Genomic DNA, 26,973 nt, shown 5'->3' with positions numbered 1-26,973 from the left:
GCAAGGAACAGGAAGGCGAGCAGGGCGGCCACGGGCCGAAGTGTGCGGCGTTTTGAGGACCGGCGCGAGAAGGCAGGGTAGCGTTGCCTCCGTTCATGGGCGCCAAACGGTATCTGTTCGCCTTCGGCCTGGCCGCGGGCCTCATCTCCGCGCTCGTCCTGGGGGGACTGCTACGGGCCGTTCACGGCGACGAGCTGCCGAACCCGACGTGGGTCGTGCTCCTCGTCGCCACCCCGGCGCTCTATCTCACCGGCGGCTACTTCGCGTGGTTCCGCTGGGCGGCCCGTCGGCGCCGCGTGCGCCGGCAGGTCATGGCGCGGCTGGCGGAGGGCGACCTCACCACCACCGTCAGCTCCCGCTACGAGGGCCACGAGGACACCCGCCGCCTCATCCTGTCGCTGCGCCGCGCGCTGTCCCAGGTGCAGCGGGTGACGGCCAACCTCCACCGCACCAGCAATGAGGTGAGCGAGCAGGCCCGCATGCTGCTAGAGGCCGCCCGCCGTCAGGGCGGCGCCGTGGAGCGCACCCTGGAAGCCGTCAGCGGCATGGGCGGCAGCCTCCAGGTCGCCGTCAAGCGCGTGCACCAGCTGGAGGTCTTCGCCGTCGACACCACCGGCGCGCTGCTGGAGATGACCGAGCGGCTGGAGCAGGTGGTGGACTCGCTCACGCAGGTCAACAGCTTCGCGCACAACACCAGCGCGCTGATGCAGGCCATGGCCGAGCGGCTCGCCAACATCGCCTCCTCCGGCGACGAGCTGGGCCGCTTCGCCAGCGAGGCCGAGGATTTCGTGGCCGCGGTGGAGGGCGGCATCGACTCCGTGCGCCGCCGCGCCAACGACACGAACCAGCTCGCCATCGCCGTGACGGCCACCGCCGAGCGCGGCGAGGTGCTCGTGGGCGACAGCGTCAAGGGCATGTACCGGGTGGAAGAGACGGTGCGCAAGGCCGCCGAGCTGATGGGGACGCTGGGCAACCGCTCCACCGAGATTGGCCGCATCGTCGACGTCATCCAGGAAATCGCCGACCAGACGAACCTGCTCGCCCTCAACGCCGCCATCATCGCCGCCCAGGCCGGCGAGCACGGGCGCCCCTTCGGCGTCGTCGCCAACGAGATTCGCAACCTCGCCGAGCGCACCACGCGCTCCACGCGCGAAATCGCCGCCATGGTGGCCGGCGTGCGCGACGCGGTGCAGACGGCCGTGACGCTGGTGCAGGAGGGCCGTGAGCAGGCCACCACGGGCGTGGCCCTCGGTGACCGCGCCGCCGAGGCGCTGGTGGAGATTCGCACCATTACCCAGCGCACCTTCACCGCCGTGGAGGCCACGGTGGCCGAGACGCAGCGGCTGGAGGCCCAGGGCACCACCGTCGTGGAGGCCAGCCGCCGCGTCGCCCGGCGCGTGGAGGACGTCACGCGCATGGCGATTGAACAGTCCGGCCATGCCCGCGAGCTGGTGCGCCAGACACACGAGATGGCGCGCGTGGGGCAGAGCGCCTCGCAGAAGGCCGAGGCCCAGGCGCGCACCGGCCGTGACCTGTCCGAGTCCGTGGTGCGGCTGAGCGCGGCCATCGAAGAGCTGCGCTCCGCCAACGTGGTGCTCACCAAGGGCGATGTCTCCATCCGCGAGGAGGTGGCGCAGGTGCGCGAGGACGCACGCCGCGTCATCCGCATTGGCGACGGGCTGACGCGCACGGTGGACCAGTTGGGCCACGAGGCCGTGGGCCTGGAGACGGAGGTGTTCCGCTTCAAGCTGCCCACGCCGCGCGCCGGCGGCACGCTGCGCGTGGGGCTGCACCAGGCGGCGTCGCTGCGCAACCGGCAGGCGGTGGACCCGCTCTTCACCGTGGAGAACCAGGTCTCCGAGCTCACCTCGTGCATCTTCTCCAGCCTCCTGCGGCTGGAGGACGGCGGGCTGGAGCCGGACCTCGCCGAGCGCTGGGACGCGGACCCGTCCGCGCGCCGCTACCGCTTCTACCTGCGCCGCGGCGTCACCTTCCACGACGGTACGCTGCTCACCGCGGGCGACGTGAAGCGCCACCTGGAGCGGCTGCTGGACCCGGCCCTGCGCTCGCCGGACCGCAGCCTGCTGGAGGACGTGGAGGGCGCGCCCGAGTACAGCTCCGGCCTCGCGCGCGAGGTGTCGGGAATCGAAGCGCTCGACGACGGCACGCTCGAAATCCGCCTGCGCGAGCCCAAGGCCTTCTTCCTGCACATCATGGCCCTCACCGCCACGGCGGTGGCCCGGGTGGACTCGAGCGGGCGGCTGGTGGGCACCGGCCCCTTCCGCCTCATGGCGCTGGAGCAGGAGCGCGTCGTGCTGGAGCGCAACCCCTCCTACTGGCGCCCCGGCGGGCCGCTGGTGGACCGGCTGGAGTTCCTGCTCGCCGGCTCGCGGCAGGAGGCCGTGGCGCAGCTGCGGCAGGGGGCGCTGGACATGGTCTCCTTCCTCGCCGCCGAGCACGTGGAGGTGCCGGGACTGGAGTCCCTCCAAATCGTCACCAGCACCACGCCCTCCACGGCCTTCGTGGTGCTCAACCAGCGCGAGGCGCCATTCGACGACGTCCGCGTCCGGCGGGCCCTGCGCGCGGGCATGGACATCCAGGGAATGGTGGACCAGTTCCACCCGGGGGCCCGCATGGCGCGCACCCTCACCCCACCGGAGCTGCTGGACGACGCGGACGTGGGGGCACCGCATGTGCCGGACGTGGCGCTCGCGGAGCAGCTGTTGCGCGACGCGGGCCTGCGCCGGCTGCGGCTCACCCTGCACCACCCCGCCGACCAGGACCCCGCCGCCGAGGACGCGGTGCTCTTCCGCCCGCTGGTGCAGGCGGGCCTGCTGGAGCTGCGGCACGTGCGGATGTCCCAGGAGGAGTACACGGCCCGGGGAAGCGAGGGGAAGCTCCCGGCCTTCCGCAGCCGATGGCTCGCGGACTTCCCGGACCCGGACACGTTCCTCTACTTCCTCCTCAACTCCAACGCGCAGACCGTCTTCCCGCTGGGCTACCGCAACCCGGAGCTGGACCGGATTACGTCGGAGGCGCGCGTGTCCATCGACCCGGGGCTGCGCCAGCAGCTCTACGTGCGCGCGGAGAAGCTCTTCCACGAGGACTGTCCGCTCATCCCGCTGTACCACGAGCGCATCCACGCGGCGGCCATGCCCACCGTGCAGGGCCTGCGGCTGCACCAGACGCCGCCGCAGGTGCGCTTCGAGGACCTCTGGGTGGACCCGGGCGCGGCCTCCTGAATCACCGCGCCTCGCGCCGCGCCCCGTCCGCGCCACCGTGCCGCTGAGGCCAGCCCTGCGTCTCCGCGCTCCCGTCCACCGCGTACGACTCCAGGAGCCACGCGCCCTGGCGTTCCACCACGACGTGCAGCAGGCCGCCCACGAAGGCCGCGCCTGCCACATGCGGCCTTCCGGGTAGCGGGCACATGCCCAGCCGCTCCCCGCGCGCGAAGAGCTGGTACCAGACGCGAGGCCCGTCCGCCTGCTCCGCGGCCGCGAGCACGCCCACCGCGCCGCCATTCACGAGCGTCGCGTCGTGCAGCGTGCCCGGCAGGGCTTCGTCCGGAAGCGCGTCCACCTCCCACTCCAGCTTCCCCGTGGCCGGGTCCACCGCGCGCAGCACCACGCGCTCCTCCTCGGGTGTGCAGGGGACACCGTCCGTGCGGTTGCATGCGCGGGCGAAGAGATAGCCGGGCGTACCCGCCACGGACAACAGCGCCGGCTCCGCCAGCGGCACCAGCGTGCGAGTCCCACCGTCCCAGTCCACCAGCACCGGAGCGCCACCATCCGCGAGGAGTGAGGCGCGGGGCTCCATCATCCCCGTCGCGCCGCCGTCTTCAGCCTCCAGGTGCACGAAGGCCCGCGCGCCCACCAGCAGCGTCCCATCCGCCACCGCCAGCGACGCGCCACCATCCGGCACACCGCCATCCACGAGCGGGGACAGCCACAGCGCCGTGCCACCGTCCGGCTCGACGTCCGCGCGCGCCAGGCGCCCGTCCACCGAGTAGAGAAAGGCCGCGCCCGTCACATCCAGGGCGAGCCGTGCCTCACCGGGCCAGGCCTCCACGGGCGATGCGCGCAGCAGCGTGCCCGCGTCCTCGCGCCCGGCCAGCCACACCAGCCGCGCGGCCTCTGGCGGGGGCAGCGGCACCACACCGCCGTCGCCTCCATCGACACCTGCATCCACCTCCGGCCGCCAGTCCACGTACGCGAGCACGTCTCCCTCGGCCGTGAGCGCCACGCGCCCCGCGCCCGTCCCGCCATGCCACGTCCCCGCATCCAGAGCAGAGGGCGGGCCCATCGACGCCCACGACGCCTCCCACAGCCGCTCGCCATCCCCCACCGGGGCGTAGACCTCCAGCCCCTCCGAGCCCAGCACCACCACGCCCGCGTCCGAGGTGGCCACCAGCGTGCGGGCACCTCCATCCGGGTAGGGAGACTCGAAGCGCAGCAGCCCATTGGCCGTGAAGGAGACGAGCCGGCAGCCCGCATCCCCACCGCACAGCGAGGTGAACAGCGCACCGTCCTGCACGAGCAGCACGGGCCCGCCAGGCTCGCTCACCGGCTCACCGCCGAGCTGCTGCCGGCTCGCGTACTCGAGCTCGCCCGCATCCGGAAGCTCGCACTCGCCATCCTGGCACGTGCCCTCATCCCGGCAGGCGGTGGCGGGCGCGCAGACGGTGCCGTCCGGCGTGGGCACCTTCGTGCAACTGCCACCAATGCAGACATTGGCGTTCTTGCAGTCCAACGGGCCGCAGGGAATGAAGTCCTCGGCATCCACCTCCGTGCAGCCGTCATCACGGTCGCACAGGCCTACCTTGCAGGGGTTGCTCGGCACGGGACACGCCACACGCTCCGTCACGCACCCTTGCGTGAGCGAGCACGAGTCCACCGTGCACGGGTTGTCGTCATTGCACGAGCGCTGGCTGCCCACGCACGCGCCGGCCTCGCAGCGGCCGTTCTCCTGGCAGCGGCTCTCCGGGATGCAGGTGGCTCCGTCCGGCTGGGGCGACTCCACGCACTCGCCGGACTCCACGTCGAAGCGCGCCTGGAGGCACTGCGCGGCGGGACAGGGCTTGGGCCGCACCCCCGTGGCGGTGAGGCGGACGGTCTCCGTGTCACCGCTGCCCTCCAGCACCAGTGAGCCTTCCGCAACTCCGTTGCCCGCGGTGAACACCACCTCCACCGTGGCCGTGCCGCTGCCCGGCACCGTCACCTCCGACGTCGGCACCGAGAAGGGGGCGCCCGCGGAGGCCGTCACCGTGATGCTCGCACGGCCGGTGGCCTGCAGCGTCACCTGCCGGCGCGCCTGCTCGCCCTCCAGCACCCGGCCGAAGTCCACGGACTCCTCCTGCGGACGGAAGCCCTGGCGCGTGCCTTCCAGGCCCGGGTCGCCGCACCGGCAGCCGCCGATGACGACCACCACGAATGCCAAGAGCAGCGGACTCCAGGGGCGGGCGCGGAAGACCATGGGCCCGACTCAAGCGCGCCCGCCGGGGGCACGCAATCCCGACCCGCTGTCCCGTCGCGCCCCGGACTCAGGGCTCCGGCGCGGGAGCACGTTTCCGGGCCAACATGCGCACCAGCACTCCCACCACACCCACCACCACGAGCCCCACCACCGCGTACTGGTAGCGGGTGACGAGCGCCGCCAGTCGCTCCAGGTTGCCGCCCACCGCCGCCCCCAGCGCCAGCACCAGCCCGGTGTGGGCCATGGCGGACAGGGTGCCCAGCAGCATCGCGTTGAAGCGGGGCATCTGCGCGGCCCCCGCAGCGACGAAGATGAGCCCGCGAATGCCGGGCAGGAAACGGTTGGCCAGCAACAGCCACGGCCCGTTGCGCCGCATCCGCGCCTGCACCTGCTCCAGCCGCGCGTGGGTGATGCCGAAGTAGCTCTTCCCGGGGTGGGCGTCGAAGCGCTTCGCCAGCCAGTGGCCCACCCAGTAGTTGATGGCCGCGCCCAGCACGCTGCCCGCCGTCACCACCAGGAAGACGAGCGGCCACGGCTGCGTGCCGCGCACCGCGTACACGCCCCCCAGGAGGGTAATCGTGTCCCCGGGAAAGGGAGGAACGATGTACTCCAGCGCCGCCGCCACGCCCAGCACCAGCAGCCCCAGGGGCCCCAGCGAGGTGATGAGCTGGTCGATGAATTCCACCATCCGCGCGTGAGACCTCCGGGGACCCAGACTTAAGGCCGGAGGGCCTGAAGGGAAAGCGACATCCACGCCGAGCCTGCCAGCGGTGAACAGCGTCAGGCTCGGCCGGACGCCAGGGGCTCCAGCATGGAAGTACAGGCCCGGCAGCGCCGAGCGTCCAGGGGAATGGTCTCCCGGCACTCCGGGCACACCTTCGTCGTGGGCGGCGGAGGCGCCTGCTCCTTGCGGCGCCACAGCGAGCCCACCTTCACCACCACGAGGAACAGCACCATCGCGATGATGAAGAAGTCGAGCAGGGCGCCCAGCAGGTGACCGATGCGCAGTTGCAGCGGGGTAACGGTGACGTTGCGCCAGTCTCCGCCCGGCAGCACCAGCCCCACCACCGGCATCACCAGGTCCGCCACCACCGCGTTGACGATGGCGGTGAACGCGTTGCCGATGACCACTGCCACCGCCAGGTCCACCACGTTGCCCTTCAGCGCAAACGCCTTGAACTCCGAGAGCACGGACACGGAAGGCCCCTCCCGGGAAGCCCGCGCACCGCCGGCGATGGCCGACGGCCCGGCTTCCTCGCGGGCACCCTATCCGGCGGCACGAAGCGGGAGTGCCCTCCCTCCGGGGCGGGTGTCACGTGGTGGTCAGGGCGATTTCGGCTCCACGCTCCAAGGTGATGCACGGAGCCCCTCGCGCCGAGGTAACAGGTGCGCGCCGCCGCACACCTCCGGCTCCGCCGCGCCCACGCGCAGCAAGCGCGCGCTCCCCCAGACACCTTCGCGGTGGCACAGTGGTGGAACAGGGTGGGCGGCCCTCCGTGACACCTCCGCTCGGCGGGAGGCATCCACATGACGACGAGCACCGGAGGCGGGCACGCGGGACATCACCACCACGGGCCCCATCACCCGCCCACCTTCACGTGCAGCGTCTGTCACGGTGAGCGCCCGTCCAGCGAGCGCATGCGCCTGGATGCCCTCCGCGCCGAGCTGTCCCGCTTCATCATCCAGCGCCATCCGGACGCCGCCGCACCCAGCGCCCTCATCTGCCGCGGCTGCCGCGACACCGAGCGCCTCGCCCTCGTCACCGCTCGCCTCGAAGAAGAGCGCGGCCAGCTCACCGCCGTGGAGGCGGACGTGGCGCGGCGCGCGGCCATCCACTCCACGGTCGCCGAGGACCTCGAGCTCGAGTTCTCACGCAACCTCACCCTCGGTCAGCGCGCGGCGGACGCGGTGGCCCGCGTCGGCGGCTCCTGGAGCTTCGTGCTGGGCGGCCTCTTCTTGCTCCTGTGCTGGGTCCTGCTCAACTCGGGCTGGCTCGGAGCGCGCGCCTTCGACCCCTACCCCTTCATCCTCCTCAACCTCGTCCTCTCCTGCGTGGCGGCGCTGCAGGCGCCCATCATCATGATGTCGCAGAACCGCCAGGCCCTCCGCGACAGGCGACAGGCGGACCAGGACTATCGCGTCAACCTCAAGGCCGAGCTCGAAGTGGCCACGCTCCACGAGAAACTCGACCACCTGATGCACATGCAGTGGGAGCGCATGCTGGAGCTCCAGCAGCTCCAACTGGAGCTGCTCACCGAGCGGCTCGGCCACGAGCGTCCGCCGGAGCCGCAACGCTGACTCACGGGGATGCGCGGGGCACGCCACGCCGGGCCCGGAGCCGCAGGTGCACCAGGTAGGCGACGATGGCCACGTTGACGACGATGACGACCACCTTCGCGACCGAGAAGCGGTGCTCCAGGGAGACGAGCTCGGCGGGGATGAGCAGGGCCAGGCTTCCGACGACCACCCACTCGCCCCACGCACTGCCGGAGATGAGCAGCGCACCCTCGATGGCCGTCGACACGCCGTCCACCCACGCCACCGTCCGGGCATCGGTCACGAGCGTCGCCGCACCGTGGGAGCGAAGCCACTCTCCGATGCGATGAAGCAGGGCCCCGCGCTCGGTGAGCGCGTGGATGAGGTGCTCGGTGAAGGCGCCCGCCGTCTCAGGAGCGAGCGTCAGCAGCACCGCCACCCCCAGCACCAGCGCCGATTTGACGACCTTGTACGCGATGATGAGCCGGAGCCCGACGGGCTTCGCAGGGGCCTCCGGTGTGGATGGCGCGAACATGGGGCGCAGCATTCTCCGCGCGGCACTCCCCGGAAAGCGTCGCGAGCACGCAGTGCCACCTTCGTGACGGCTCCGTCACTCCAGCACCAGCGGGAAGATGCGGTGACGTAGCGGGCCGGCACGAAGGCATGGGCCCGTGCTCCTGCCTGCTCGTGGCGCATGAATTTCACGGTGTGGCCCTTCGCGTTCCCACTCATGGAGCAAGAGGGGAGGCACATCCGTCGGCCAGCGCACGCAACACGCGCCGCGGCCTCCCGCACGCGGTGGTCCGCATGACCCACGCTCCCTACCCTCGCCCGAGGCAGTTGGATGGAGGTCGCGGATGCGTGGATGGTGCGGTGGGGTGCTGGTGGGTTGGCTGGCTACGGGATGCGGGGGGATGGTGCCGGAGGAGGGTCTGTCGCGAGAGGACGTGCAGGAGCAGCCGGCCTTCGCTGCCATGGCAGCCGTTGCTCCGGGCACGGCAAGTCGGGTGAAGGTCATCTTCCCGCCGACGCAGATGACTCCGCGCTACGCGGAGGGCCCCAGCTCGCTGGTGGACTTCAAAGGCCGGCTCGCCTTCGCCGCCAACTTCGAGGATGGCAGCCGCGCGCTATGGACGAGTGATGGCACCAGCGCGGGCACCGTCGCGGTGAGGAGCTTTCCCGCGTCGCCGCCGCCCGCCATCAACACCCACGTGGCGCAGCTCACCCCCGTGGGCGAGCGCCTCTTCTTCACCGTGGGCGAGCCCGTCAACGGCAACGAGCTATGGGTGAGTGACTGCACCGCCAGCGGCACCCGGCTCGTCAAGGACGTCACCCCGGGCGCGGAGGACTCGCAGTTGGCGAGCCTCACCGCGCTCGGGAACACACTGACCTTCTTCCGAGCCGTGCCGGGCACGGACTCCACGCCCTCGCGAATGGAAGTGTGGAAGAGCGACGGCACCGCCACCGGCACGGTCCGCATCCGCGACCTGGGGGCGGGAGTCGAGGTCGACTGGCGGACGGCGCGCGCGGGCAATGTGCTCGTCTTCTTCGTCCGGAACGAGGCCGGCAACACCACGGCCTGGAGGACCGACGGCACCAGCGCGGGCACGCAGCCGCTGCGCACGCTCAACACGTCGGGAGGCTACGGGCCCGTGGACGTGAGCAGCGACGGACGGCTGGCGTTCTTCAGCACGTACGACGCGCAGGGCGCCACCCTGGTCTGGAAGACGGACGGCACCCGCGCGGGCACGGTGCACCTCTACACGTTCGTCAACGACGGCCGCTACCCACGGCTGATGACCACGATGGGTGAGTACCTCTACGTCACCCTGTCCAACCCGGTCGACCAGCGGCTCGCCATCTTCCGCCTGCGCCTGGACGGCGAGGGCGGCAAGGAGCACGTCGCCACGCTGTCCAATCCGTACGCGGACCAGCTGGACGCCTTCCCTTCGCTCAGCACCTTCAGCGCCACCGCGGACCGCATCTACTTCGAGCAGTACATCGGCAGCTCAGGCCCCGCGCCGCGCGACACGCAGCTGTGGGTGACGGATGGCACCAAGGCCGGCACGAAGCTCCTGCGCCGGCCGCTCAGCCTCTCCGACGAGTACGGCTCGCCCATCTTCGCCGCGGACTCCAGCCTCGTCTTCTTCGCCGCGTATGACGGCGCCTCGGGCATCGAGCCCTGGGTGACGGACGGCACGGTGGCGGGCACGCGCCTGCTGAAGGACATCTCAACCGGAAGCTCCTATCCGTACGCCTATACCCGCGTGGGCCAGCGGGTGTTCTTCAGCGCCTTCGACGACACGCTGGCCAACCAGCTCTGGAGCGTGCCGCTGCACTCCAGTCCTTGACCGGATGGGGGTCCCCGGTAACGTCCGGGGACTCCATGCCGACCGACATCGCTCCCACCGTCCTCCTCCTGCCGGGCCTCTACAACTCGGGGCCCGAGCACTGGCAGACCCACTGGGAGCGGGAGCGGAAGGACTGTCAGCGCGTCGAGCAGGCGGAGTGGAACACGCCCCGGCGCGAGGACTGGGTCGCCACGCTGGAGCGCGCCATCACGGGCGCCCAGCGGCCCGTGGTGCTCGCGGCCCACAGCCTCGCGTGCATCCTGGTGGCGTCCTGGGCCGCGGTCCATCCCGCGAGTACCGGCAAGGTCCACGGCGCGCTGCTCGTCGCGCCCAGTGACACCGAGGCTCCCGACTTCCCCCCGGGAACCGTGGGCTTCGCGCCCATGCCGCGCTCGCGGCTGCCGTTTCCCTCGCTCGTCGTGGCGAGCACCGATGACAACTACATCACGATGGCGCGTGTCACCGGCCTCGCCGCGGACTGGGGCGCCCGGCTGGTGAATGTCGGCGCGAAGGGCCACCTGGGCAGCGCGGCGAAGCTGGGCTCGTGGCTCGAAGGTCAGGCCCTGCTGGAAGAGTTGCTGCGGAGCGCCTGAGCCGCGCTCACGAGGCGGTGGGCTCGGGGCGCGGCATCACCGTGCCGCCGTACTGCGTGGCCGCCAGCGTTCCGCACGCCGCGCCAATCTCCTTGCCGCCCGAGTACCGCCGCGCCACCGGCGACTTCAGAATCTGCAGGTGGTCCCGGAAGGCGCTCAGCTCCTCGGGCGTGGGCGGCAGGTACTTCCCCGTCGGGTCCGTCACGTCGATGAGGTCCACCTTGATGGGGATGCCCTCGAAGGCCACCTTCAGCGCCTCCGCGTCCTCGAGCCCCAGGTTGAAGCCGCTGATGGCCACGTACGCAATCATGGCCCGCTCGCGCCGCGCGGTGCTGTACTCGCGGATGGCCTCAATCAGCTCCGGCAGCGGGTGCGTCTTCTCAATCGGGAGCACCTGCGCGCGCTTCTCCGGAATCGCGCTCGTCACGGAGAAGGCCAGCCGGTACGGGTGGCCCTCGCGCGTGTAGCGGCGGATGGCCGGCACGTGGCCCGCGGTGGAGAAGGTAATCGCCTCGCCGGAGATGGAGAACCCGGCCGGATTGCGCAGGATGTCCGCCGCGCGCAGCGTCTCCTTGTAGTTCAGGAGCGGCTCGCCCATCCCCATGAACACCACGCCGCGCACCGGCCGGTCCGCCTCCGCGCGCACCTGGAGCACCTGGTCCAATATCTCCCACGTCTGGAGGTTGCGCTTGAAGCCCAGCTTCCCCGTCATGCAGAAGTCGCAGGCCAGCGCACACCCCACCTGGCTGGACACGCAGATGACGTACTTCTCGTCGAAGATGGGGATGCGGACGGCTTCCACCCGCCCGCCCAGCGGCGAGTCGAAGAGGTACTTCACGAAGCCGTCGTCCGCCTTGCGCCGCTCCACCACCTGCAGCGTCGGCAGCTCCGCGTGCTCTCGCAGGTAGTCACCGACACGGCGCGGGACCTGGCGGGCCCCGGCCACGTCCTCCACCGTCCTGGCCCCATGGGCGAAGACGGCCGCGAACACCTTGCGGACGGCGGCGGGCGACGGGGTGAGCGGGGCCAGCGCGGCCTCCAGCTCCGGGAGCGACAGTTGCTTCAGGTTCACGAGGCGGACTTGATCTTGGAGCGAAGGTACTCGGTCAGCTTCTCGGAGACTTCCTTCGGCATCTTCGCCGCCAGGGCCTTCTTGCACAGCCCGGGCGTCGCCTTGTACGTGCGCAGGAAGTCCACGCAGGGGCTGCACCCGCGCAGGTGTTCTTTCAGATGCTGTGCCTCCTCGGCGGACATCTCGCCATCGAGGAATTCCAGCAGGAGGTTGATCGAATCCTTGCAATTATACATCCGAACCTCGGCTGGCTGCGGCGCGCCCTTGTCCCTTTCGAAGATGCCGAGCGCTTCGTCGCGTTTCACACCCCGCGACTGTCCCGGTTGTAGAAATCATCGATGGCTTCACGGAGCGCGAGCCGGGCACGGTGCAGGCGGCTCTTGATGGCGGGGATGGAATCCCCCGTCACCTCTGCGATCTGTTCGTAACTGAGGCCGTCCACGTCTTTCAAGAGGAAGACCTCCCGGTACCCCTGCGGAAGCTGCTCGGTCGCCTGCTGGATGGCGGTTCCCAGCTCGGCGTCCAGGGCCTTCTCCTCGGCGTCCCGGCTCCAGTCGGAGATGGGGTACTCGGCCAGGGAGCCCCGCTCGGTGAACTCCGGGCCCTGGAGCTCCTGCTCGGCCGCCTGGGCCACCCGGCGGTGGCGCAGACGCATGAGCGCGTGGTTGGCGGCAATGCGGTGCACCCAGGACCCGAAGGCGGCATCCCCCCGGAAATCCTTGAGGTGTTGGTAGGCGGACAGGAAGGTATCCTGGGTGATTTCCGCGGCGTCGGCCTCGGAGCGCGTCATGCGCAGGGCCAGGCCGTACACCTTGTCCCGGTGGGCATCCACCAGGGCCTCGAAGGCGGAAACGTCCCCATCCTGTGCCCTCTCGAGGAGCTGTCGGTCCTCTTCCCTGGCGGCCTCGTCGGACATGGCGGGGCGCACCCAACCAGCCGCGGCGGCTTCCGTCAAGGCTGCTTGCGCGCTCCCTTGGGGGGCCGGCTGACGTGTTGACTGTCCCGGACCCACAGCCGGAAGGGCTCCGCCGCCCACACCCCGGCGTAGTCCACGCCGATGCGGGGCCCCCGCGCCACCCGGGCCTCCGGCACGGGCTCCCCGGGCAACAGGTGCAGCGCGGGGGAGAACAGCTCCAAGCGGTTGTGCGCCTTGGTGAGGCCCAGGGCCTTGCACACCCGCCCGGGCCCGTCCGTGCGCTCCTTTTCGGCCAGCCCCTCCACGGGCTCCACCGCCCGCACCAGCACCGCCGCGCCCACCCCGACGGCATCCGTCACCACGTTGAAGCAATTGTGCATGCCGTAGATGAGGTAGACGTAGGCCCGCCCCGGCGGCCCGAACATGACCTCCGTGCGCGGGGTGACGCCCTTGGCGGCATGGCACGCCAGGTCATGCTCGCCGATGTAGGCCTCCGTCTCGACGATGCGCCCCACCCGCTTCACCCCGCCTCCCTCCACCACCAGCAGGGTGCCGAGCAGCTCGCGGGCGACGGTGAGCGCGGGCCGCGCGTAGAAGGACTCCGGAAGACAGTTCACGTTCGGATAGTACCCGGGGCCAGCTGGCGGCGCCGCCTGGAGTCTGTTCCGTCAGGCAGCGGAGCCCCCGCGCACTCCTCGGTGTCGGAGCAGTTCACACCGGCGCGGGGCTGGGGCAGATTGCGCCGCACCATGTCCACACCTGGCCGGCTCTCCGGTCTCCTGCTTCCGCTCTTCTCGCTCCGCTCGCAGACGGATTTCGGCATTGGCGACTTCGGCGCCATGGACGGCCTCTTCGCCTGGATGAAGGCCGCGCGCCAGCGCCTGCTGATGGTGCTCCCGCTGCTGCCCACCGCGCCGGGCGACCCGTCGCCCTACTCCACCCGCTCGGCCTTCGGCCTCAACCCACTCTTCATCGACCTGCAGAAGCTGCCGGAGTTCACCGCCTCCGGTGGCGAGGCCGCCCTCTCCGGGGAGCAGCGCCAGAAGCTCGCCGAGGCCCGCGCCGCCCCGCGCGTGCGCTACGACCTGGTCTTCCCGCTCAAGGACGCCGCCTTCGCGCGCGCCTTCGACACCTTCGAAGCGCAGCACTGGGGCCCCCAGTCCGAGCGCGCGAAGGCCTTCCGCCTGTGGCGCGACGCCCAGGGTGAGTGGCTGGAGAGCTATGCCCTCTTCACCGCCATCAGCGAGCAGGAGGACCGCCGGCCCTGGTGGGAGTGGCCGGAGGGCCTGAAGCACCGCCAGCCGGAAGCGCTGGCCGCGAAGTCGAAGGAACTGGAGCGCCGGGTGCGCTACCACGCGTGGCTGCAGTGGGTGGCGGAGACGCAGTGGGACGCGGTGCGCGAGCAGGCGAAGTCGCGCGGCGTGCTCTTGTGCGGCGACGAGCCCTTCATCATCGGCCAGGACAGCGCGGACTGCTGGGCCCACCCGGACATCCTCCGGCGCGACGCGCGCCTGGGCGTGCCCCCGGACGACTTCTCCGCCACCGGCCAGGACTGGGGCCTGCCCTACTTCGACTTCGCCGCCATGGAGAAGGACGACTACGCGTGGCTGAAGAAGCGCGCGAAGAAGGCGGCCAGCTACTACGACCTGCGCCGCGTGGACCACGCGGTGGGCTACTTCCGCCAGTGGATTCGCGACGAGCAGACGCCCACCGGCCGCTTCGTCCCTCCGGATGAGGAGAGCCACAAGCGCCTGGGCGAGAAGCACTTCCGCCTGCTGTCGGAAGGCGCCGGCATCGTCGCCGAGGACCTGGGCGTGATTCCGCCCTTCGTGCGCCGCATCCTCGCGGACCTGAAGCTGCCGGGCTACCGGGTGATGCGCTGGGAGCGCGACGACAACACCTACCGGGACCCGCACCAGTTCCCCGCGGTGTCCCTCGTCACCACGGGCACCCACGACACGGACACCGTCGCCGAGTGGTGGGAGGGTGCCCGCGACGACGAGCGCCAGGCCGCCGCCCGCGCATGGCCGGAGCTGAACGGCGTGCCCGTCACCCGCGAGTTCACCCCGGAGGTCCACCGCGCCATGCTGGCCGCGTCGCTCAACTCCGGCAGTGATTTGTGCGTGCTGCCCTGGCAGGACATCCTCGGCACGAGGGACCGCATCAACCTGCCCGGCTCCATGAGCGACTCGAACTGGGCCTACCGCATCCGCCAGGACGCGGACGCGCTGCTGAAGGACGAGGAGTCCCGCGGCGCCGCCGAGCGCCTGGCCTGGCTCACCGCCTCCGCGCGGCGCTAGAGGGACGACTCCTCCCACCGGACGACCTCCGCGAGGAGGTCTCCGCCGGGAAGGCGCTGGCGACGAGGACCTCGCGCCCCGGAGCACACGTTCCGGGCGCCGGGGCCCCTTCACTTCAGTCGATGCACTTCACCTGGCCGGGGAAGCCGTCGAACACGGCGCACCGGCGGTTGGAGTTGGCGCACTCCAGGCGCTCGCAGACGTCGTCGTAGACGCACAGCGGGGGCGAGCGGCCGAACTCCAGGAAGATTTCGGCGCACAGCTGGTACGGGTCCTCGCAGCCGAACGAGCCGCAGTAGGCCGCGTCCGCGAAGCTCTCGCCCTCCTTCAGCTTCACCACCTCGTCATCGTCCACGCCGCACGCGGAGCCGAACAGCGCCAGCGCGGAGAACCCCAGAACTCTCATTCGCCAGGACAGGGACATAGGGTGCCAATCTTGCGCACCTCGGACCGTCTTGCACGTGTCGCTGTATTACGAGGGGTTGTCTGCGCGAGACACCGGACACTGTTGACTCCGCGCAGGTCTCGGAATGCGACAGTGGGGCGAATTTCCGTTGGGAAGGGGAGAGTCAGCGGCGCGCACAGGGATTAAGAACGCCCTCCGTGGCCGCCGCCCATCCCCGAACCCTCCGCCTCGCCACCACTGCCGCGCTCCTGCTGCTGGCCGCCTGTGCCACCACGCAGGAGCGCCCTTCCGGCCCCAAGGTCAATGACCTGAACATCGAGGGCACGAAGGCGGTCGCCGAGGGCGACATCAAGGAACGCATCCTCACCACGGAGACACCCTGGTGGGGCTTCTGGCCCTTCGGCGGGCCGCGCTACTTCGACGCCAATGCCTGGCAGGCGGACCTGCGCCGCATCCAGCGCTACTACCAGGCGCAGGGCTTCTACGCGGCGGAGGTCCTCTCCAGCGAGGTGAAGCCGGAGGGGGCCAACGCGGTCTCCCTCCAGGTGAAGGTGAAGGAGGGCGAGCCCACCCACATCACCGACATCCAGGTAACGGGCCTGGACACGCTGCCTCGGGAGTTCCAGGAGGAACACCGCGCCCGGGTGATGACGGACCTCCCCATCAAGAAGGGGGACATCTTCCGCGAGGAGACCTGGGAGGAGACGAAGGGCCTGGTCCAGGACCGGCTGCGGGAGTTGGGCTACGCGGAGGCGGAGGCCGGCGGCGAGGTGCGGGTGGACCTGGCCACGAAAGAGGCCACGGTGGACCTGCGCATCGTTCCGGGCCTGCGCTACCGCTTCGGCAACACCTTCGTCGCCACGGACGCCAACCCCCAGGTGCCGCCGCGACGCATCATCGAGCAGGTGCAGGGCAGCCTGAAGAAGGGGGACTGGTACAGCGAGACGGCGCTGGCCGAGGCCCAGGCGCGCGTGTTCCGCATGGGTGTGTTCGGCGCGGTGAAGGTGAACCGCGGGGCGCCGGACCGGGAGTCCGGCACGGTGCCGGTGGTGGTGGACGTGCGGGAGTCGCCCTTCCGCTCAGTGCGGCTGGGCGGCGGCCTCGGCATCGACGCCGCGCGGCAGGAGGCGCGCGTGCTGGGCGAGTGGACGCACCGCAACTTCCGGGGTGGCCTGCGCCGCTTCACCGTGCGCGGCCGCCTGGGCTACGCCTTCATCCCCAACGTCTTCAACCGCAGCAAGGCCGGCCCCGTCTTCGAAGTCACCACCGAGTTCGAGCAGCCGCGCTTCCTCTTCCGTGACTTGCGCCTGCAGACCTCGCTCACCGCCGAGCGCGGCCTGGAGCAGGCGTACGACTTCTGGGGCGGGAAGCTCCAGGCGGGCGTCATCTGGCAGCCGCACCCCAGCTTCTCCATCTTCCCCTCGTACAACCTCCAGGTGTACCGGCTCACCGGGCGCGTCAGCGCGGACGCGGCGGTGCCGCCCATCGTCCTGGGCTGCCCGAACAACGTCACCCAGTGCGACGTGGCGCTGAGCTTCCTGGAGGTGGCCTTCGCCTGGGACCGCCGGGACGACCCCATTGAACCCCGCGACGGCTACTACCTGGCGCTGTCCGTGCAGAAGGGCGGTGGCCCCTTTTTCGGCGACTACACCTACGTGCGCCTGCTGCCGGACGTGCGCTTCTTCCGGCCCCTGGACGAGGACAAGCGGCTCGTCCTCGGGCTGAAGCTACGGATGGGGACGCTGAACCCGGCAGGCAACGGGCAGAGCTCCGTCGTCACCCGCTTCTTCTCCGGCGGCGCCACCGCCATGCGCGGATTCAACGGCCAGCGCCTGTCCCCCATGGCCGCCCTGCCCGAGACGGTGGACGAGCCCATTGGAGGCGGCCAGTCCACCACCGTGCTGTCGCAGAACGAGCAGTGGGACACCGTGCCGGTGGGCGGCAACAGCCTCTTCGAGAGCTCGCTGGAGGTGCGCTACCAGTTCACCGAGAGCCTCGTGGTGGCGGCCTTCTATGACTCCGGCCTGGTGGGGATTGCGGACTTCAGTTCGACCGGCAGTCCCAAACTGTTCGGTCCCGACCACTACCACGCGCTGGGACTGGGGCTTCGCTACCTCACCGTCGTCGGGCCCGTGCGGCTGGACATCGCGCGGCGGTTGAACATCGGCAGGGGATTGCCCGTCACCACCCCGGGGTACATCTATCCCGAATCCGGAGGCTGCTTCGGCATTGGCAGCAGCTGGAGCACCACCGGTCCGAGGACTCGCGGAGCTACGTTCGCTGGCGCCCCGGACGGCCTGTGCGCGCTGCACCTGTCGATTGGAGAGGCGTTTTGAGCGACCGGAAGCGCTGGGGACGCAGGCTGCTGTGGGGGCTCGGCGGCCTCATGGCGGTGCTCGTGCTCGCGGTGGTGGGCGCGCTCGTCTTCCTCACCAGCGCCAGCGGGGAGGCCTGGCTCGTCCGCAAGGGCGTGGCGCTGGCGAACGAGCAGCTCTCCGGCCGCCTGGAGCTGGGCGGCCTGGACCTGTGGCCGGGCGGCGCCGTCCTCACGGACCTGAAGCTGTATGACCCGGAGGGCGAGCTGGTGGCGGAGATTGCCCGCGTGGAGGCGCGCCTCGGCCTGAGCCAGCTGGTGCGCCAGCACGTGGACCTCTCGCTGGCGAAGGTGGAGCGCCCGCGCCTGTACCTCGCGCAGGACGAGCGCGGCCTCAACCTGTCCCGCGCGCTGGAGCCCCGCGAGCCCAAGCCCGAGGAGCCCCCGAAGGGCCGGGGCACGCTGAAGCTGGACATCCACGAGCTGGTGCTGGAGGACGGCTACGTCGACTTCCGGCAGGAAGTGGAGGACGGCCCCGAGCGCAACCTCCGGTTGGAGGACTTCGACGCGAAGGGCACCGCCAGCTACGCGGCGGCGACGCAGGGCCTCAGCGCCACCCTGGACGCCACCGGCGGACTCGCGCTCCCCGTGTCCGGCCCGGTGCGCCTGACGCTGAAGGGCGGCGGCGAGGAGGGCGCGCTCCAGGCGGACGTGGGCCTGGAGGCCGCGGGGCTGGTGCTGGACGCGAGCGGCAACGTGAAGCTGCCGCCGGAGACTCCTCCGGGTCAGCCCGAGGGGACGCTGAAGGGACAGGTGACGGTGCGCCGCCTCGTGGCGCCTCCGGAGCTCCTCAAGGGCTTCGTGCCCACGTATCCCCTGCTCGTGCCCGTGTCGCTGGAGGGCACGGCCAGCCTGGACGGGGACCTGGTGCGCGCGGACGCGCGGGCACAAGCGGCGGACGCGAAGCTGGAGCTGAAGGGCGACCTGGACCTGGAGCACCTGCGCACCAGCGGCTTCACCGCGAAGGCCCGGGACGTGGACCTGTCGCAACTGGTGGCCGAGGGCCCGAAGACGAACGTCCAGGCGGACCTCGTCGCGAAGGGCGGCGGCACCCGCCTGGAGACGCTGGACGGCGAGGTGGACCTCACCGTCTCCCCATCCGAGTACCAGGGCCAGCCCCTGGGCCCGGTGGAGCTGGAGGCCAGCGCGAAGAACGGCCAGTACACGCTGTCGCGGCTCCTGGTGCTGGTGCCGGGCGCCTCGCTGCGCGCGAAGGGCCAGGGCACCCAGGAGAAGATGCGGGTGGACGGCGGCTTCACCGCGGGCAACCTGGCCCTGCTGTCCCAGACGCTGACGAAGCTGCTGCCGGGCACGGTGGCGCCCATGGCGGGCAGCGGCACGCTGGACTTCGTCGTGGAGGGCCCGCTGCGCACGCCGGGGCTGGAGGCGCACGGCAGCTTCGCCTCGCTGGCGTATGGCCCCGACCTGGCGCTGAAGGATTTGTCCGTGAAGGCGGAGCTGCCGGACGTCACCCGGCCGCTGGACACGGACGCCTCGGTGGTGGTGGCCGAGCTGCGCACGAGCGGGCGCACCTTCAAGGACCTGGCGGCCACCGTCGCCACGCGCGAGCGGAAGCTGGACGCCTCCGTGCGCGTGCAGGGTGATGCGCAGCTGGGCCTCGCCTGGGCGGACTGGTGGACGAGGACGGCCAGGGGCTCGCGGTGGACGCGCTGTCGCTGTCCTGGCCGGAGGCCACCTGGAAGCTCCAGCGCCCCACGCACGTGGGCTTCGGCGGAGGCCGGGTGGAGGTGGAGCCCGCGCTGACGCTCACCTCCGGCCCGCAGTCGCTGTCGCTGCGCGGCGCGAAGGAGGGCGAGCAGGTGACGGCGCGCGTGGAGCTGGGCGCGTTCGATTTGACGAAGCTGCCGCACGCCTTCGTCCCCGAGTCGCTCGGCCTGGGTGGCACGGTGACGGGCCACGTGGCCGCGCGCGGACGGCTGCCACGTCCGAACGCGGAGGCGAACCTGCGCTGGGAAGACGGGCGCGTGCAGGGCTATGAGGGCCTCCACGCGGAGGTGGACGCGCGCTACGTGAAGGACCGCGCCACCGGGAAGCTGTCCGCGAGCCTGCCCGTGGCGAAGCTCTCGGCGGACTTCGACGTGCCGGTGCAGGGCGTGCTGAAGCGCCGCCGTGACGCGATGTCCCTCAAGGTGAACCTGCAGGACCTGGACGTCGCCCGGGCCATGGAGCTGGCGAAGCAGCCGAAAGGCGCGAGCGGCCACCTCTCCGGGACGCTGGCGGTGGTGGGCCCGGCGCGCGAGCCGAAGCTGGACTTCGTCCTGCGCGGCAGGGACATGAGCTACCAGGTGCCTCCTCCGGGTTTCTCGCTGAAGCAGCCGCTGGCCTTCGAGCTGCGCGCCGCGTCCGATGCGAAGGACGGCACGCTGGACGCGCGCCTGGACCTGCAAGGGCTCGCCTCGCAGGCGTACGTCGCGCTGCGCACGCCCTTCACGATGGGCGGGTTGCTGGCGAAGCCGCCCACGCCCGAAGAGGCGCTGAGCGCGGCGGTGGAATTGGAGGCCCGCGTGGCGGACCTGCCCCTCACGTTGCTCGAGGGGATGCAGGGCGTGGAGAAGCCGGATGGCAAGGTGTCCGCACAGGTGGACATCCGGGGCTCGGTGCTGGTGCCCCAGGGCCAGCTGGCCGTGCAGGTGGCGGGGGCGACCGCCAACGGCATTCCTCCGCAGAACGGCCAGCTCACCGTGACGGGGGGAGAGAAGGACGTGAAGGTGGTGCTGGCGGTGCAGCGCCAGGAAGGGCCGCTGGCGCAATTGGAGGCCACGCTGCTGGCGCCCCTGGGCGCGCTGCAGGACCGCGAAGTCTATGGCCGCATCCCCTTCCGCATCCGCGGCCGGCTGATGCCGGTGTCCATCCAGGAGCTGCCCGGCCTGGCCCGCGCCCGCGCCTCGGACCTGCCGCCCACGCCGGGCACCCACTCGCAGGGCCTGCAGGGGGTGCTGGCAATGGAGGTGGCCGCGCGCGGCACGCTGGACACGCCCGAGGTGGACCTCACGGCGGGCGTGCAGAAGCTGGGCGTGGGCACCCTGGGGCTGGGGCAGGCGCGCCTGCACTACACGTACAAGGGCATCCGCTCCGCCTTCGACGCGATGCTCACCGCGCCGGCGGGCGGCACGATGATGGTGACGGGCGGCGTGGACCTGGACGTGTCGCTGCCCGCCTTCGAGAAGGGCCTGCAGTACACGCGCGCGCCGCTGGAGGTGTCCCTCAAGGCGCGCAACTTCGACCCGTCCTTCCTCTCCGGCGCCACGGAGATGGTGCGCACCCTGGGCGGCCTGGTGCAGGCGGACGCGAAGCTCGCCGGCACCGTGGGAGCGCCCACCTTCCAGGGCACCCTGGCGTGGAAGGACGGCGTGCTGGGGCTGATGGGCCTGGGCGAGTACCGCGAAATCCAGCTCGCCCTGGAGGCCAGCCAGGAGTCCCTCGCGCTGCGGACGCTGTCGGCGAAGGCCGGCAATGGCTCGCTGCGGCTGGAGGCGCCGTTGACGGCCGTGCGCACCCGCAAGGGGGAGTACGAGCTGTCCAGCCCGAAGGGCAATGAGCACCCGCTCGTCACGCAGGACTTCCCCATCATCTACGACGACCAGCTCATGGCCGTGGTGAGCCTGCGCGCGAAGGTGGAGGGCACGCTGTCCGCGACGCTCGTCAACCTGCGCAACGTCTCCGTCCCCGAGGCCACCATCACCCTGCCGGAGCTGAAGCGGAGGGACTTGCAGCCACTGGAGCGGCCCGGTGACATCGTCCTCGTGCGCAACGGCGTGCCCGTGGAGCGCAAGAAGCGCAAGCAGCAACAGCAGCCCTCGCCCGGAGCGCCCGGGACACCCGAGAAGGACAAGGAGGAGAACATCCCGGACCCCACGCCCAGCGACCGCCGGCGCACGGCCGTGGGTGGCAGCGGCGTGGGAGCTCAGGCGGAGGACCTCGCGAAGGCCGTGGACGAGGCCGGTGAAGACGAGGAGGTCGGGGTGGAGCAGGAGGCGCCGCTGCGCACGTACTGGGTGAACGTGAATGCGCCGCGCAACATCTGGGTGAAGGGCTCGGACGTGAATGTCGAGCTGGGGCTGTCCGAGGACTTCCGCGTGGAGTACCGCGACGCGGCGCGCCTGTTCGGCGAGGTGCGCGTGCTGCGCGGGCGCGTGGACGTGCTGGGCCGCCGCTTCGACGTGCAGCGCGACAGCCAGGTGCGCTTCACCGGCCCGCCGGCGGTGCCGTACATCAACGTCACCGCCGAGCACCGCAACGACAACGCCAAGGTGACGGTGTTCGTCACCATCCGCGGCCAGGGCCGGGACATCACCCTGAAGCCCACCAGCGACCCGCCGCTGCCGGAGTCGGAAATCTATACGCTGCTCGCCACCGGCCGCCGCACGCTGGAGCGCGGCTCGGGCGCGTCCATGACGGCCAGCGCCCAGGCCGCCTCCGTGGTGGGCTCGCTCGTGGCCAACGAGGCGCGCAAGGCGCTGGCGGCGAAGCTCCCGCTGGACGTGCTCTCCATCGAGGCCGGCGACTCCGGAATCGCCGGCACCAAGCTGGAGGTGGGCACGTACGTGACGGACAAAATCTACGTGGGCTACACCGGCCGCGTCGGCGCCAACCTCCAGCAGGGAGAGAACGCCAACGCCGTGCGCTTCGAGTACCAGCTCGGTACGCGCTGGAGCCTGGAAGGCCAGTATGGCGACGCGCGCTCGGGCGGCCTGGACCTCATCTGGAGCAAGGAATACTGACGCGCACGGGCGGCTCCCGTCCGTGCCTCGGACGGGAGCCCGTGCTCGGGAGGCGCGCAGGCTACAGCGCGTACAGCTCGAAGCAGGTGCCGACGGGGCCCGAGCCGCTGGTGGGCGCCGTGGGCGCGCTCTGCCATGCGCCCTCCACGCCGCACTGGTGCCACTGCGAGTCCCCGGAGGACTGCACGCAGGTGCGCGCGGGGACGGAGCGGCCCAGCGTGGCGGAGGAGCACCACGGATAGGACACGGTGCAGGTGGTGGGCTTCGTGGTGCTGCCCGCCGTGAAGGCTCCGGACGACAGGCACTGCCGCCACATCGCATCCGACGAGCTCTGCACGCAGCCATTCACGGGCAGCGCGGTGCCCGCCGTCTCGGTGTAGCAGGTGGTGGGGGCGCTGCCCCAGTTATAGGCCGTCTTGAAGCGGTTGAAGATGCTGGCCATCAGCGACGAGCCACCCACGGTGGTGCGGCCGCACTGGAGGGCGTACGCGCCCACCCAGGGCGTGTACGTGTAGAGCGCCGCGGTGGCCTTCGTGACGGGCTTCACCGTGCACGGGTCCGACGTGTTCTTCGTCAGGCCCACCTTCCACCCGGACACCGTGGTGCGCCCCGCATCCAGGTCGACGAAGTAGCCGCGCATCTTCTTCGCCGAGCACTCAATCTGGTTGCCGAAGCCCGTGTATTGCGCGTCGCAGCCGCTGCCGTCCGGACAGCCGCAGCCGGTGGCCTTGGACAGGTTGGTGGAGGTGCCACTCTGGATGAGGCTCGACTCGCCCTGGATGCGCGCGAGCATGTACAGCGGGCTGATGGTGTACGCCCTGGAGCGCTCGACGATGAGCGTGGCGGCCGTCTTGTTGCCCCAGGCCGGGTCCTTGTACGTGGCCAGGTACGAGCCGTTCTGCTGGAGGAAGGCCTGCACCTGCGCGGGGGTAATCCACTGGCCGCCGACGATGTCCTCGTCCTCCATCAACCGGTGCATGTCGTACTTCGTCGTGGCCTCCTGCAGCACCTGACCGGTCAGCTCGTCGATGACGGGCGCCTCCGCTTCATCGACGGGGCCACAGCCAGCCGCCAGCAGCGCGGGCACCAGGAGCATCCACACTCGCGTCTTCATCAAATCCTCGGGGGGAATAAGGGAGCCGTGCGTCTAGCCGGGGCGCTGAGCAACTCTCAAGAATTTCTTGATTTGAAAGATTGGCGGATTGTTGGCTCCTGACTGGACGCGGGCCGAGGTGGACGGGCAGGCAGGCCGGGCCGTCCCGCGACACCATGGGTCCGGTGACGCTCTGGCGGGGTGACGGAGTAGCGTCGGGGGCCGTATGCGCACCCCTCCTCCGAAGCGGATGAAGCAGCTCGCGTTCCTCACCCTTGGCCTGTTGGCGCTGGCGGGCTGCTCCAGCTCGGATGACGGCGACAAGCAGCCCTCGTCCGATGCGGGCGTGGATGCCGGGACGGAGACGGACGCGGGCACCGGTGGCAACACGGATGGCGGCACCGAGCCCTCGGCGTGCCTGGGCGATTCGTTGTTGAAGTCGCTGGGGAAGGACCGGCTGCTGGTGGGCGCGAAGATGGAGGACGCCACCGCGGCCAACGCGCCCTTCGATGTCCACTACCTCTACGTGTCGAGCCGGCTCGTGGACTCGACCACTGTCTGCACCGCCTGCAACAACTCCTGCACGACGCAGGAGGGCTCCTGCGGGCAGTACCAGTGCGCGTGGTGGGGCTGCTGGCAGGACATCGCCGCCACGCCGGGCGCCATGGTGCGCGACTTCATCCGCGTGGCGAAGGGGCGCGGCCAGCTTCCCTTCATCACCTACTACGTGGAGCTGCTGGGCAGCCGCGAGGGCGAGGGCGCAGCGCAGCTGACGAAGCTGAACGACGTGGCGTTCATGCGGCGCTACCTGAACGACTGGCGCTTCGCGCTGCAGCAGGTGGGCAGTGAGCGCGCGCTGCTCCACCTCGAGCCGGACCTGTGGGGCTACCTCCAGTTCAACTCGAATGGAGACCCGCGCACGGTGCCGGCGCAGGTGGCCACCGCCAATTCCACGGACTGCGGCACGCAGGAGAACAACGCCGCGGGGCTGGCGAAGTGCATGGTGGCCATGACGCGCAAGTACGCACCCAACGCGAAGGTGGGCCTGCACGCGAGCCCCTGGGCCACGAAGATGGACGTGTACCTCAACACGCAGGCGTCCTTCGACGTGGCGGGCGAGGCCCGGAAGGTGGCCGACTTCCTGTTGAAGCTGGGCGCGGCGGACACGGACTTCGTCGTCATCGAGGCGGCGGACCGCGACGCCGGCTGGTACCAGGTGAACCAGGGCGAGGACACGTGGTGGGACGCGACCAACGCCACCCTGCCCCACTTCCATCAGGCCTTCGCCTGGGCCAGGGCCCTCTCCGAGCGGCTGAACAAGCCGAACTTCTGGTGGCAGCTCCCGGTGGGCAACCCGGCCCTGCCCAACTCGGGCGACGCGTGGAAGGACAACCGCGTGGACTACTTCTTCGCGCACACCGCCGAGCTGGCCGCCGCCCACTCCGTGGGCTTCGCATTCGGTGCCGGCATCGATGGGACGACCACGCCGGAGTCGGACAACGGCAACCTGGTGACCCGCGTGCGGGCCTACAAGCAGACCGGTGGCCAGCGGCTGTGCACGCCGTAGCGGAGTGATTCAGGGCGCGGATGAGTCCTGCGGGGCCTGGGTGTCGCCCACGTATGGCGGGGCTGGCACCGGGCGAGGAGGTACGAGCGGAGCTGGAGGAAACGTTCCGCTCGACAGCAGACAGGCGGCTCGGCGAGCGCCACCAGGCGGTACGCACTGACGGCATGAGCGGTCCGGACGCTTCCGGGCACCGTCCTGTTCGGAAATGTCGGGACATTTCGCCGCGCCTGAAAACCCCCGACATTTCCGAACAGGGAGACTCAAACCTCCTGCCCGGGGGCTCCACCGCAAGGTCTGGCAGGAGTCCCCGCGGTTCGAATCCGCGTCCAGATTGAACCCTGGCAGTGCGGCTCCGCGACGGAACCGCTGTCATCCGGAACAGGCGGAGAACCGGGGCCCCGCTCCAGCCCGTTCCTGATGAGGCCATCCTTCGTGCGAATCAGGAGCGGGACCGTGAGCCCTTCTTCACGCCGGTCCTGCTCCGGCTCGGTGTCGCCGCCTTCTTCGCCGTGGCCCGTCTCGATGCGGGAGCGACTCGCTTCACCGTGGCCCGCTTCGGTGCGGGAGCGGCTCGCTTCGCCGTGGCCCGCTTCGACGCGGGGGCAGCCCGAGGCACCGGGGTCCTCTTCGTCTGGGTAGAAGCGCCGCGCTTCGCGGTGGCCTTCTTCGCCGTGGTGGAGGCACGCTTCGTCGGCGCCGCCTTGCGAGCTGTGGACGCCGGGCTGGCCTTCTTCGCCGCCCCGTTCTTCTTCGCGCGAGCCGGGGCCTTCTTCGCCGCAGCCGTCTTCACACCCGAGGGCGCCTTCCGCGCCGTACCGGAGACCACGTTCCGCGCACCGGCGGCCGCCTTCTTCGCCACTGCCGACACCACGCCCTGCGCACTGCTCACGACGCTCCTCGCGCCGGCCATCACGTTCTTCGCGTTCGCCACGGCGTTCATCGCGCCCGACGACGCCACGCCCTGAGCCTTCGCCGCCATGTCCTTCACGCTGTCCACGGCGTTCTTCGCCACGGCGGCGGCCTTCGCCATGCCCCCCTCCTTCCGGGCGCGAATCCGCTCGATGTACTCCGCCGCATCTGGCGTCTCGCAGGCGGTGTCACCGTGGTCGACCTCCACCTTGCCGATGCGCTTCGCCACCTCGAGTGCCGTCTCCCGCAGCGGCCCACCCCTCCCGCCAATGGCAATCAGCGCGGTGTTCATCGCTTCGCGCACGCGGTTCTGCGCGGTGTGGATGCCCTGCTCGATGCGCGGCAGCCAGGGGGCAAGCTCCGCGTCGACCAGGTTCGTCGTCTTGGTGGCCAGCGCCGCCAGCAACTGCCAGCCCGCGCGGCTCTGCAGCTCCCCGGCCTGCGCCGTCCACGTCTCCACCGCCGTCCTGAAGTGCGGTGAGCGCAGCGCCACGTTGCTCACGAAGACATCCACCAGCGAGTGCCAGTTGATCGCCTGGGCCCAGGCATTCAGGTGCTCCCACGACATGGCGGCGGCATCGGCCACCATCGTCGCCAGCATGCGCGCATCCGCGTTGCCCGTGTCCCACAGCGCCTCGGCGAGCCCGGCGTTCGTCCGGATGCGCTTGCGCAGCTTCTCCAGGTCCCCGAACTTCACGCCGAAGAGCGGCTCCGACGCACCGTGACGAAGGAACGTCTTCCGGGTCTGCTCCGAACCCAATGACTCCAGCTCCCGCATCGTCTCTTGGAGGTCCATGTCGTAGATTCTCGCCCCTAAGGAATTTTCCAATTCTGTTGCGTTGAACACACTTGCCGTGTATCTTCCTCTTCGCCCTGTGAGCCCCACGGGGAACGGGTTGCCCTGCATCTGTGTTCCCCCTCC

General features: G+C 70.8%; 20 protein-coding genes. 9 read left to right on the top strand and 11 right to left on the bottom strand.

Annotation, left to right across the window (positions count from 1 at the left end):
* Positions 1-95: 95 nt before the first annotated feature.
* The gene (locus OV427_RS28955; protein WP_267859427.1) at positions 96-3,242 is read left to right on the top strand and encodes an ABC transporter substrate-binding protein; all 3,147 of its coding nucleotides are present in this window, start codon (positions 96-98) and stop codon (positions 3,240-3,242) included.
* Between the two features lies 1 nt (position 3,243).
* On the opposite strand, the gene OV427_RS28950 is transcribed toward OV427_RS28955, so the two are convergent.
* From OV427_RS28950 to mscL, 3 genes are all read right to left on the bottom strand, one after another.
* The gene (locus OV427_RS28950; protein ID WP_267863494.1) at positions 3,244-5,427 is read right to left on the bottom strand and encodes a hypothetical protein; all 2,184 of its coding nucleotides are present in this window, start codon (positions 5,425-5,427) and stop codon (positions 3,244-3,246) included.
* 112 nt (positions 5,428-5,539) lie between these two features.
* A complete protein-coding gene (locus OV427_RS28945) occupies positions 5,540-6,160 on the bottom strand; it encodes a DedA family protein (RefSeq protein ID WP_267859426.1) in 621 nt (206 codons plus the stop codon).
* A 92-nt stretch (positions 6,161-6,252) separates the two neighbouring features.
* Positions 6,253-6,669 carry a large conductance mechanosensitive channel protein MscL gene (gene mscL, locus OV427_RS28940; protein ID WP_267859425.1) on the bottom strand — a complete coding sequence of 139 codons (417 nt, stop codon included), beginning with the start codon at positions 6,667-6,669 and terminating at the stop codon, positions 6,253-6,255.
* A 330-nt stretch (positions 6,670-6,999) separates the two neighbouring features.
* Between mscL and OV427_RS28935 the strand changes: the two genes are divergently transcribed.
* Entirely contained in the window at positions 7,000-7,770 is a 771-nt protein-coding gene (locus OV427_RS28935; RefSeq protein WP_267859424.1) for a DUF1003 domain-containing protein, read from the top strand.
* Between the two features lies 1 nt (position 7,771).
* Here the strand turns inward: OV427_RS28935 and OV427_RS28930 are convergent, their stop codons facing one another.
* Complete coding sequence (locus OV427_RS28930) at positions 7,772-8,263, bottom strand: DUF2127 domain-containing protein (RefSeq protein ID WP_267859423.1); 492 nt, start codon at positions 8,261-8,263, stop codon at positions 7,772-7,774.
* A 322-nt stretch (positions 8,264-8,585) separates the two neighbouring features.
* Between OV427_RS28930 and OV427_RS28925 the strand changes: the two genes are divergently transcribed.
* Together OV427_RS28925 and OV427_RS28920 are read left to right on the top strand one after the other, a co-directional pair.
* Entirely contained in the window at positions 8,586-10,079 is a 1,494-nt protein-coding gene (locus OV427_RS28925) for a hypothetical protein (protein WP_267859422.1), read from the top strand.
* Between the two features lie 35 nt (positions 10,080-10,114).
* Positions 10,115-10,672, top strand: coding sequence for an RBBP9/YdeN family alpha/beta hydrolase (locus OV427_RS28920; protein ID WP_267859421.1), 558 nt, complete (start codon positions 10,115-10,117; stop codon positions 10,670-10,672).
* A 7-nt stretch (positions 10,673-10,679) separates the two neighbouring features.
* Here the strand turns inward: OV427_RS28920 and OV427_RS28915 are convergent, their stop codons facing one another.
* From OV427_RS28915 to OV427_RS28900, 4 genes are read right to left on the bottom strand one after another with little or no spacing between them, the layout of a single operon-like run.
* Complete coding sequence (locus OV427_RS28915) at positions 10,680-11,744, bottom strand: radical SAM protein (RefSeq protein WP_267859420.1); 1,065 nt, start codon at positions 11,742-11,744, stop codon at positions 10,680-10,682.
* A complete protein-coding gene (locus OV427_RS28910; protein ID WP_267859419.1) occupies positions 11,741-12,049 on the bottom strand; it encodes an anti-sigma factor family protein in 309 nt (102 codons plus the stop codon). The genes OV427_RS28915 and OV427_RS28910 overlap by 4 nt, the downstream gene beginning before the upstream one ends.
* Complete coding sequence (locus OV427_RS28905) at positions 12,046-12,660, bottom strand: RNA polymerase sigma factor (RefSeq protein WP_267859418.1); 615 nt, start codon at positions 12,658-12,660, stop codon at positions 12,046-12,048. Before OV427_RS28905 ends, OV427_RS28910 begins: the two co-directional genes overlap by 4 nt.
* Before the next feature lie 35 nt (positions 12,661-12,695).
* The gene (locus OV427_RS28900) at positions 12,696-13,277 is read right to left on the bottom strand and encodes a DNA-3-methyladenine glycosylase (protein WP_267859417.1); all 582 of its coding nucleotides are present in this window, start codon (positions 13,275-13,277) and stop codon (positions 12,696-12,698) included.
* A 132-nt stretch (positions 13,278-13,409) separates the two neighbouring features.
* On the opposite strand from OV427_RS28900, the gene OV427_RS28895 reads away from it, so the two are divergent.
* A complete protein-coding gene (locus tag OV427_RS28895; RefSeq protein ID WP_267859416.1) occupies positions 13,410-14,960 on the top strand; it encodes a 4-alpha-glucanotransferase in 1,551 nt (516 codons plus the stop codon).
* 115 nt (positions 14,961-15,075) lie between these two features.
* Here the strand turns inward: OV427_RS28895 and OV427_RS28890 are convergent, their stop codons facing one another.
* A complete protein-coding gene (locus OV427_RS28890) occupies positions 15,076-15,366 on the bottom strand; it encodes a hypothetical protein (RefSeq protein ID WP_420718287.1) in 291 nt (96 codons plus the stop codon).
* Between the two features lie 197 nt (positions 15,367-15,563).
* Between OV427_RS28890 and OV427_RS28885 the strand changes: the two genes are divergently transcribed.
* The 3 genes from OV427_RS28885 (at position 15,564) to OV427_RS50615 (ending at position 22,482) form a co-directional block, all read left to right on the top strand.
* Complete coding sequence (locus tag OV427_RS28885; RefSeq protein ID WP_267859414.1) at positions 15,564-17,702, top strand: BamA/OMP85 family outer membrane protein; 2,139 nt, start codon at positions 15,564-15,566, stop codon at positions 17,700-17,702.
* Positions 17,699-19,504, top strand: a complete 1,806-nt coding sequence (locus OV427_RS28880; protein WP_267859413.1) for an AsmA family protein — start codon at positions 17,699-17,701, stop codon at positions 19,502-19,504. Before OV427_RS28885 ends, OV427_RS28880 begins: the two co-directional genes overlap by 4 nt.
* A 374-nt stretch (positions 19,505-19,878) precedes the next feature.
* Positions 19,879-22,482, top strand: a complete 2,604-nt coding sequence (locus OV427_RS50615) for a translocation/assembly module TamB domain-containing protein (RefSeq protein ID WP_324290073.1) — start codon at positions 19,879-19,881, stop codon at positions 22,480-22,482.
* A 61-nt stretch (positions 22,483-22,543) separates the two neighbouring features.
* Here the strand turns inward: OV427_RS50615 and OV427_RS28870 are convergent, their stop codons facing one another.
* Positions 22,544-23,596, bottom strand: coding sequence for a hypothetical protein (locus tag OV427_RS28870; RefSeq protein WP_267859412.1), 1,053 nt, complete (start codon positions 23,594-23,596; stop codon positions 22,544-22,546).
* Between the two features lie 205 nt (positions 23,597-23,801).
* Here OV427_RS28870 and OV427_RS28865 point away from each other — a divergent pair, with 205 nt between their 5' ends.
* Positions 23,802-25,142, top strand: coding sequence for a hypothetical protein (locus OV427_RS28865; protein WP_267859411.1), 1,341 nt, complete (start codon positions 23,802-23,804; stop codon positions 25,140-25,142).
* Between the two features lie 439 nt (positions 25,143-25,581).
* Here OV427_RS28865 and OV427_RS28860 read toward each other — a convergent pair whose 3' ends face one another.
* Entirely contained in the window at positions 25,582-26,847 is a 1,266-nt protein-coding gene (locus tag OV427_RS28860) for a DNA alkylation repair protein (RefSeq protein WP_267859410.1), read from the bottom strand.
* Positions 26,848-26,973: the final 126 nt, after the last annotated feature.

Source organism: Pyxidicoccus sp. MSG2 (assembly GCF_026626705.1).
Taxonomy (GTDB): Bacteria; Myxococcota; Myxococcia; order Myxococcales; family Myxococcaceae; genus Myxococcus.
The sequence above is the reverse complement of the archived record's forward strand: the minus strand, read 5'-3'. Positions and strand labels throughout refer to the sequence as shown.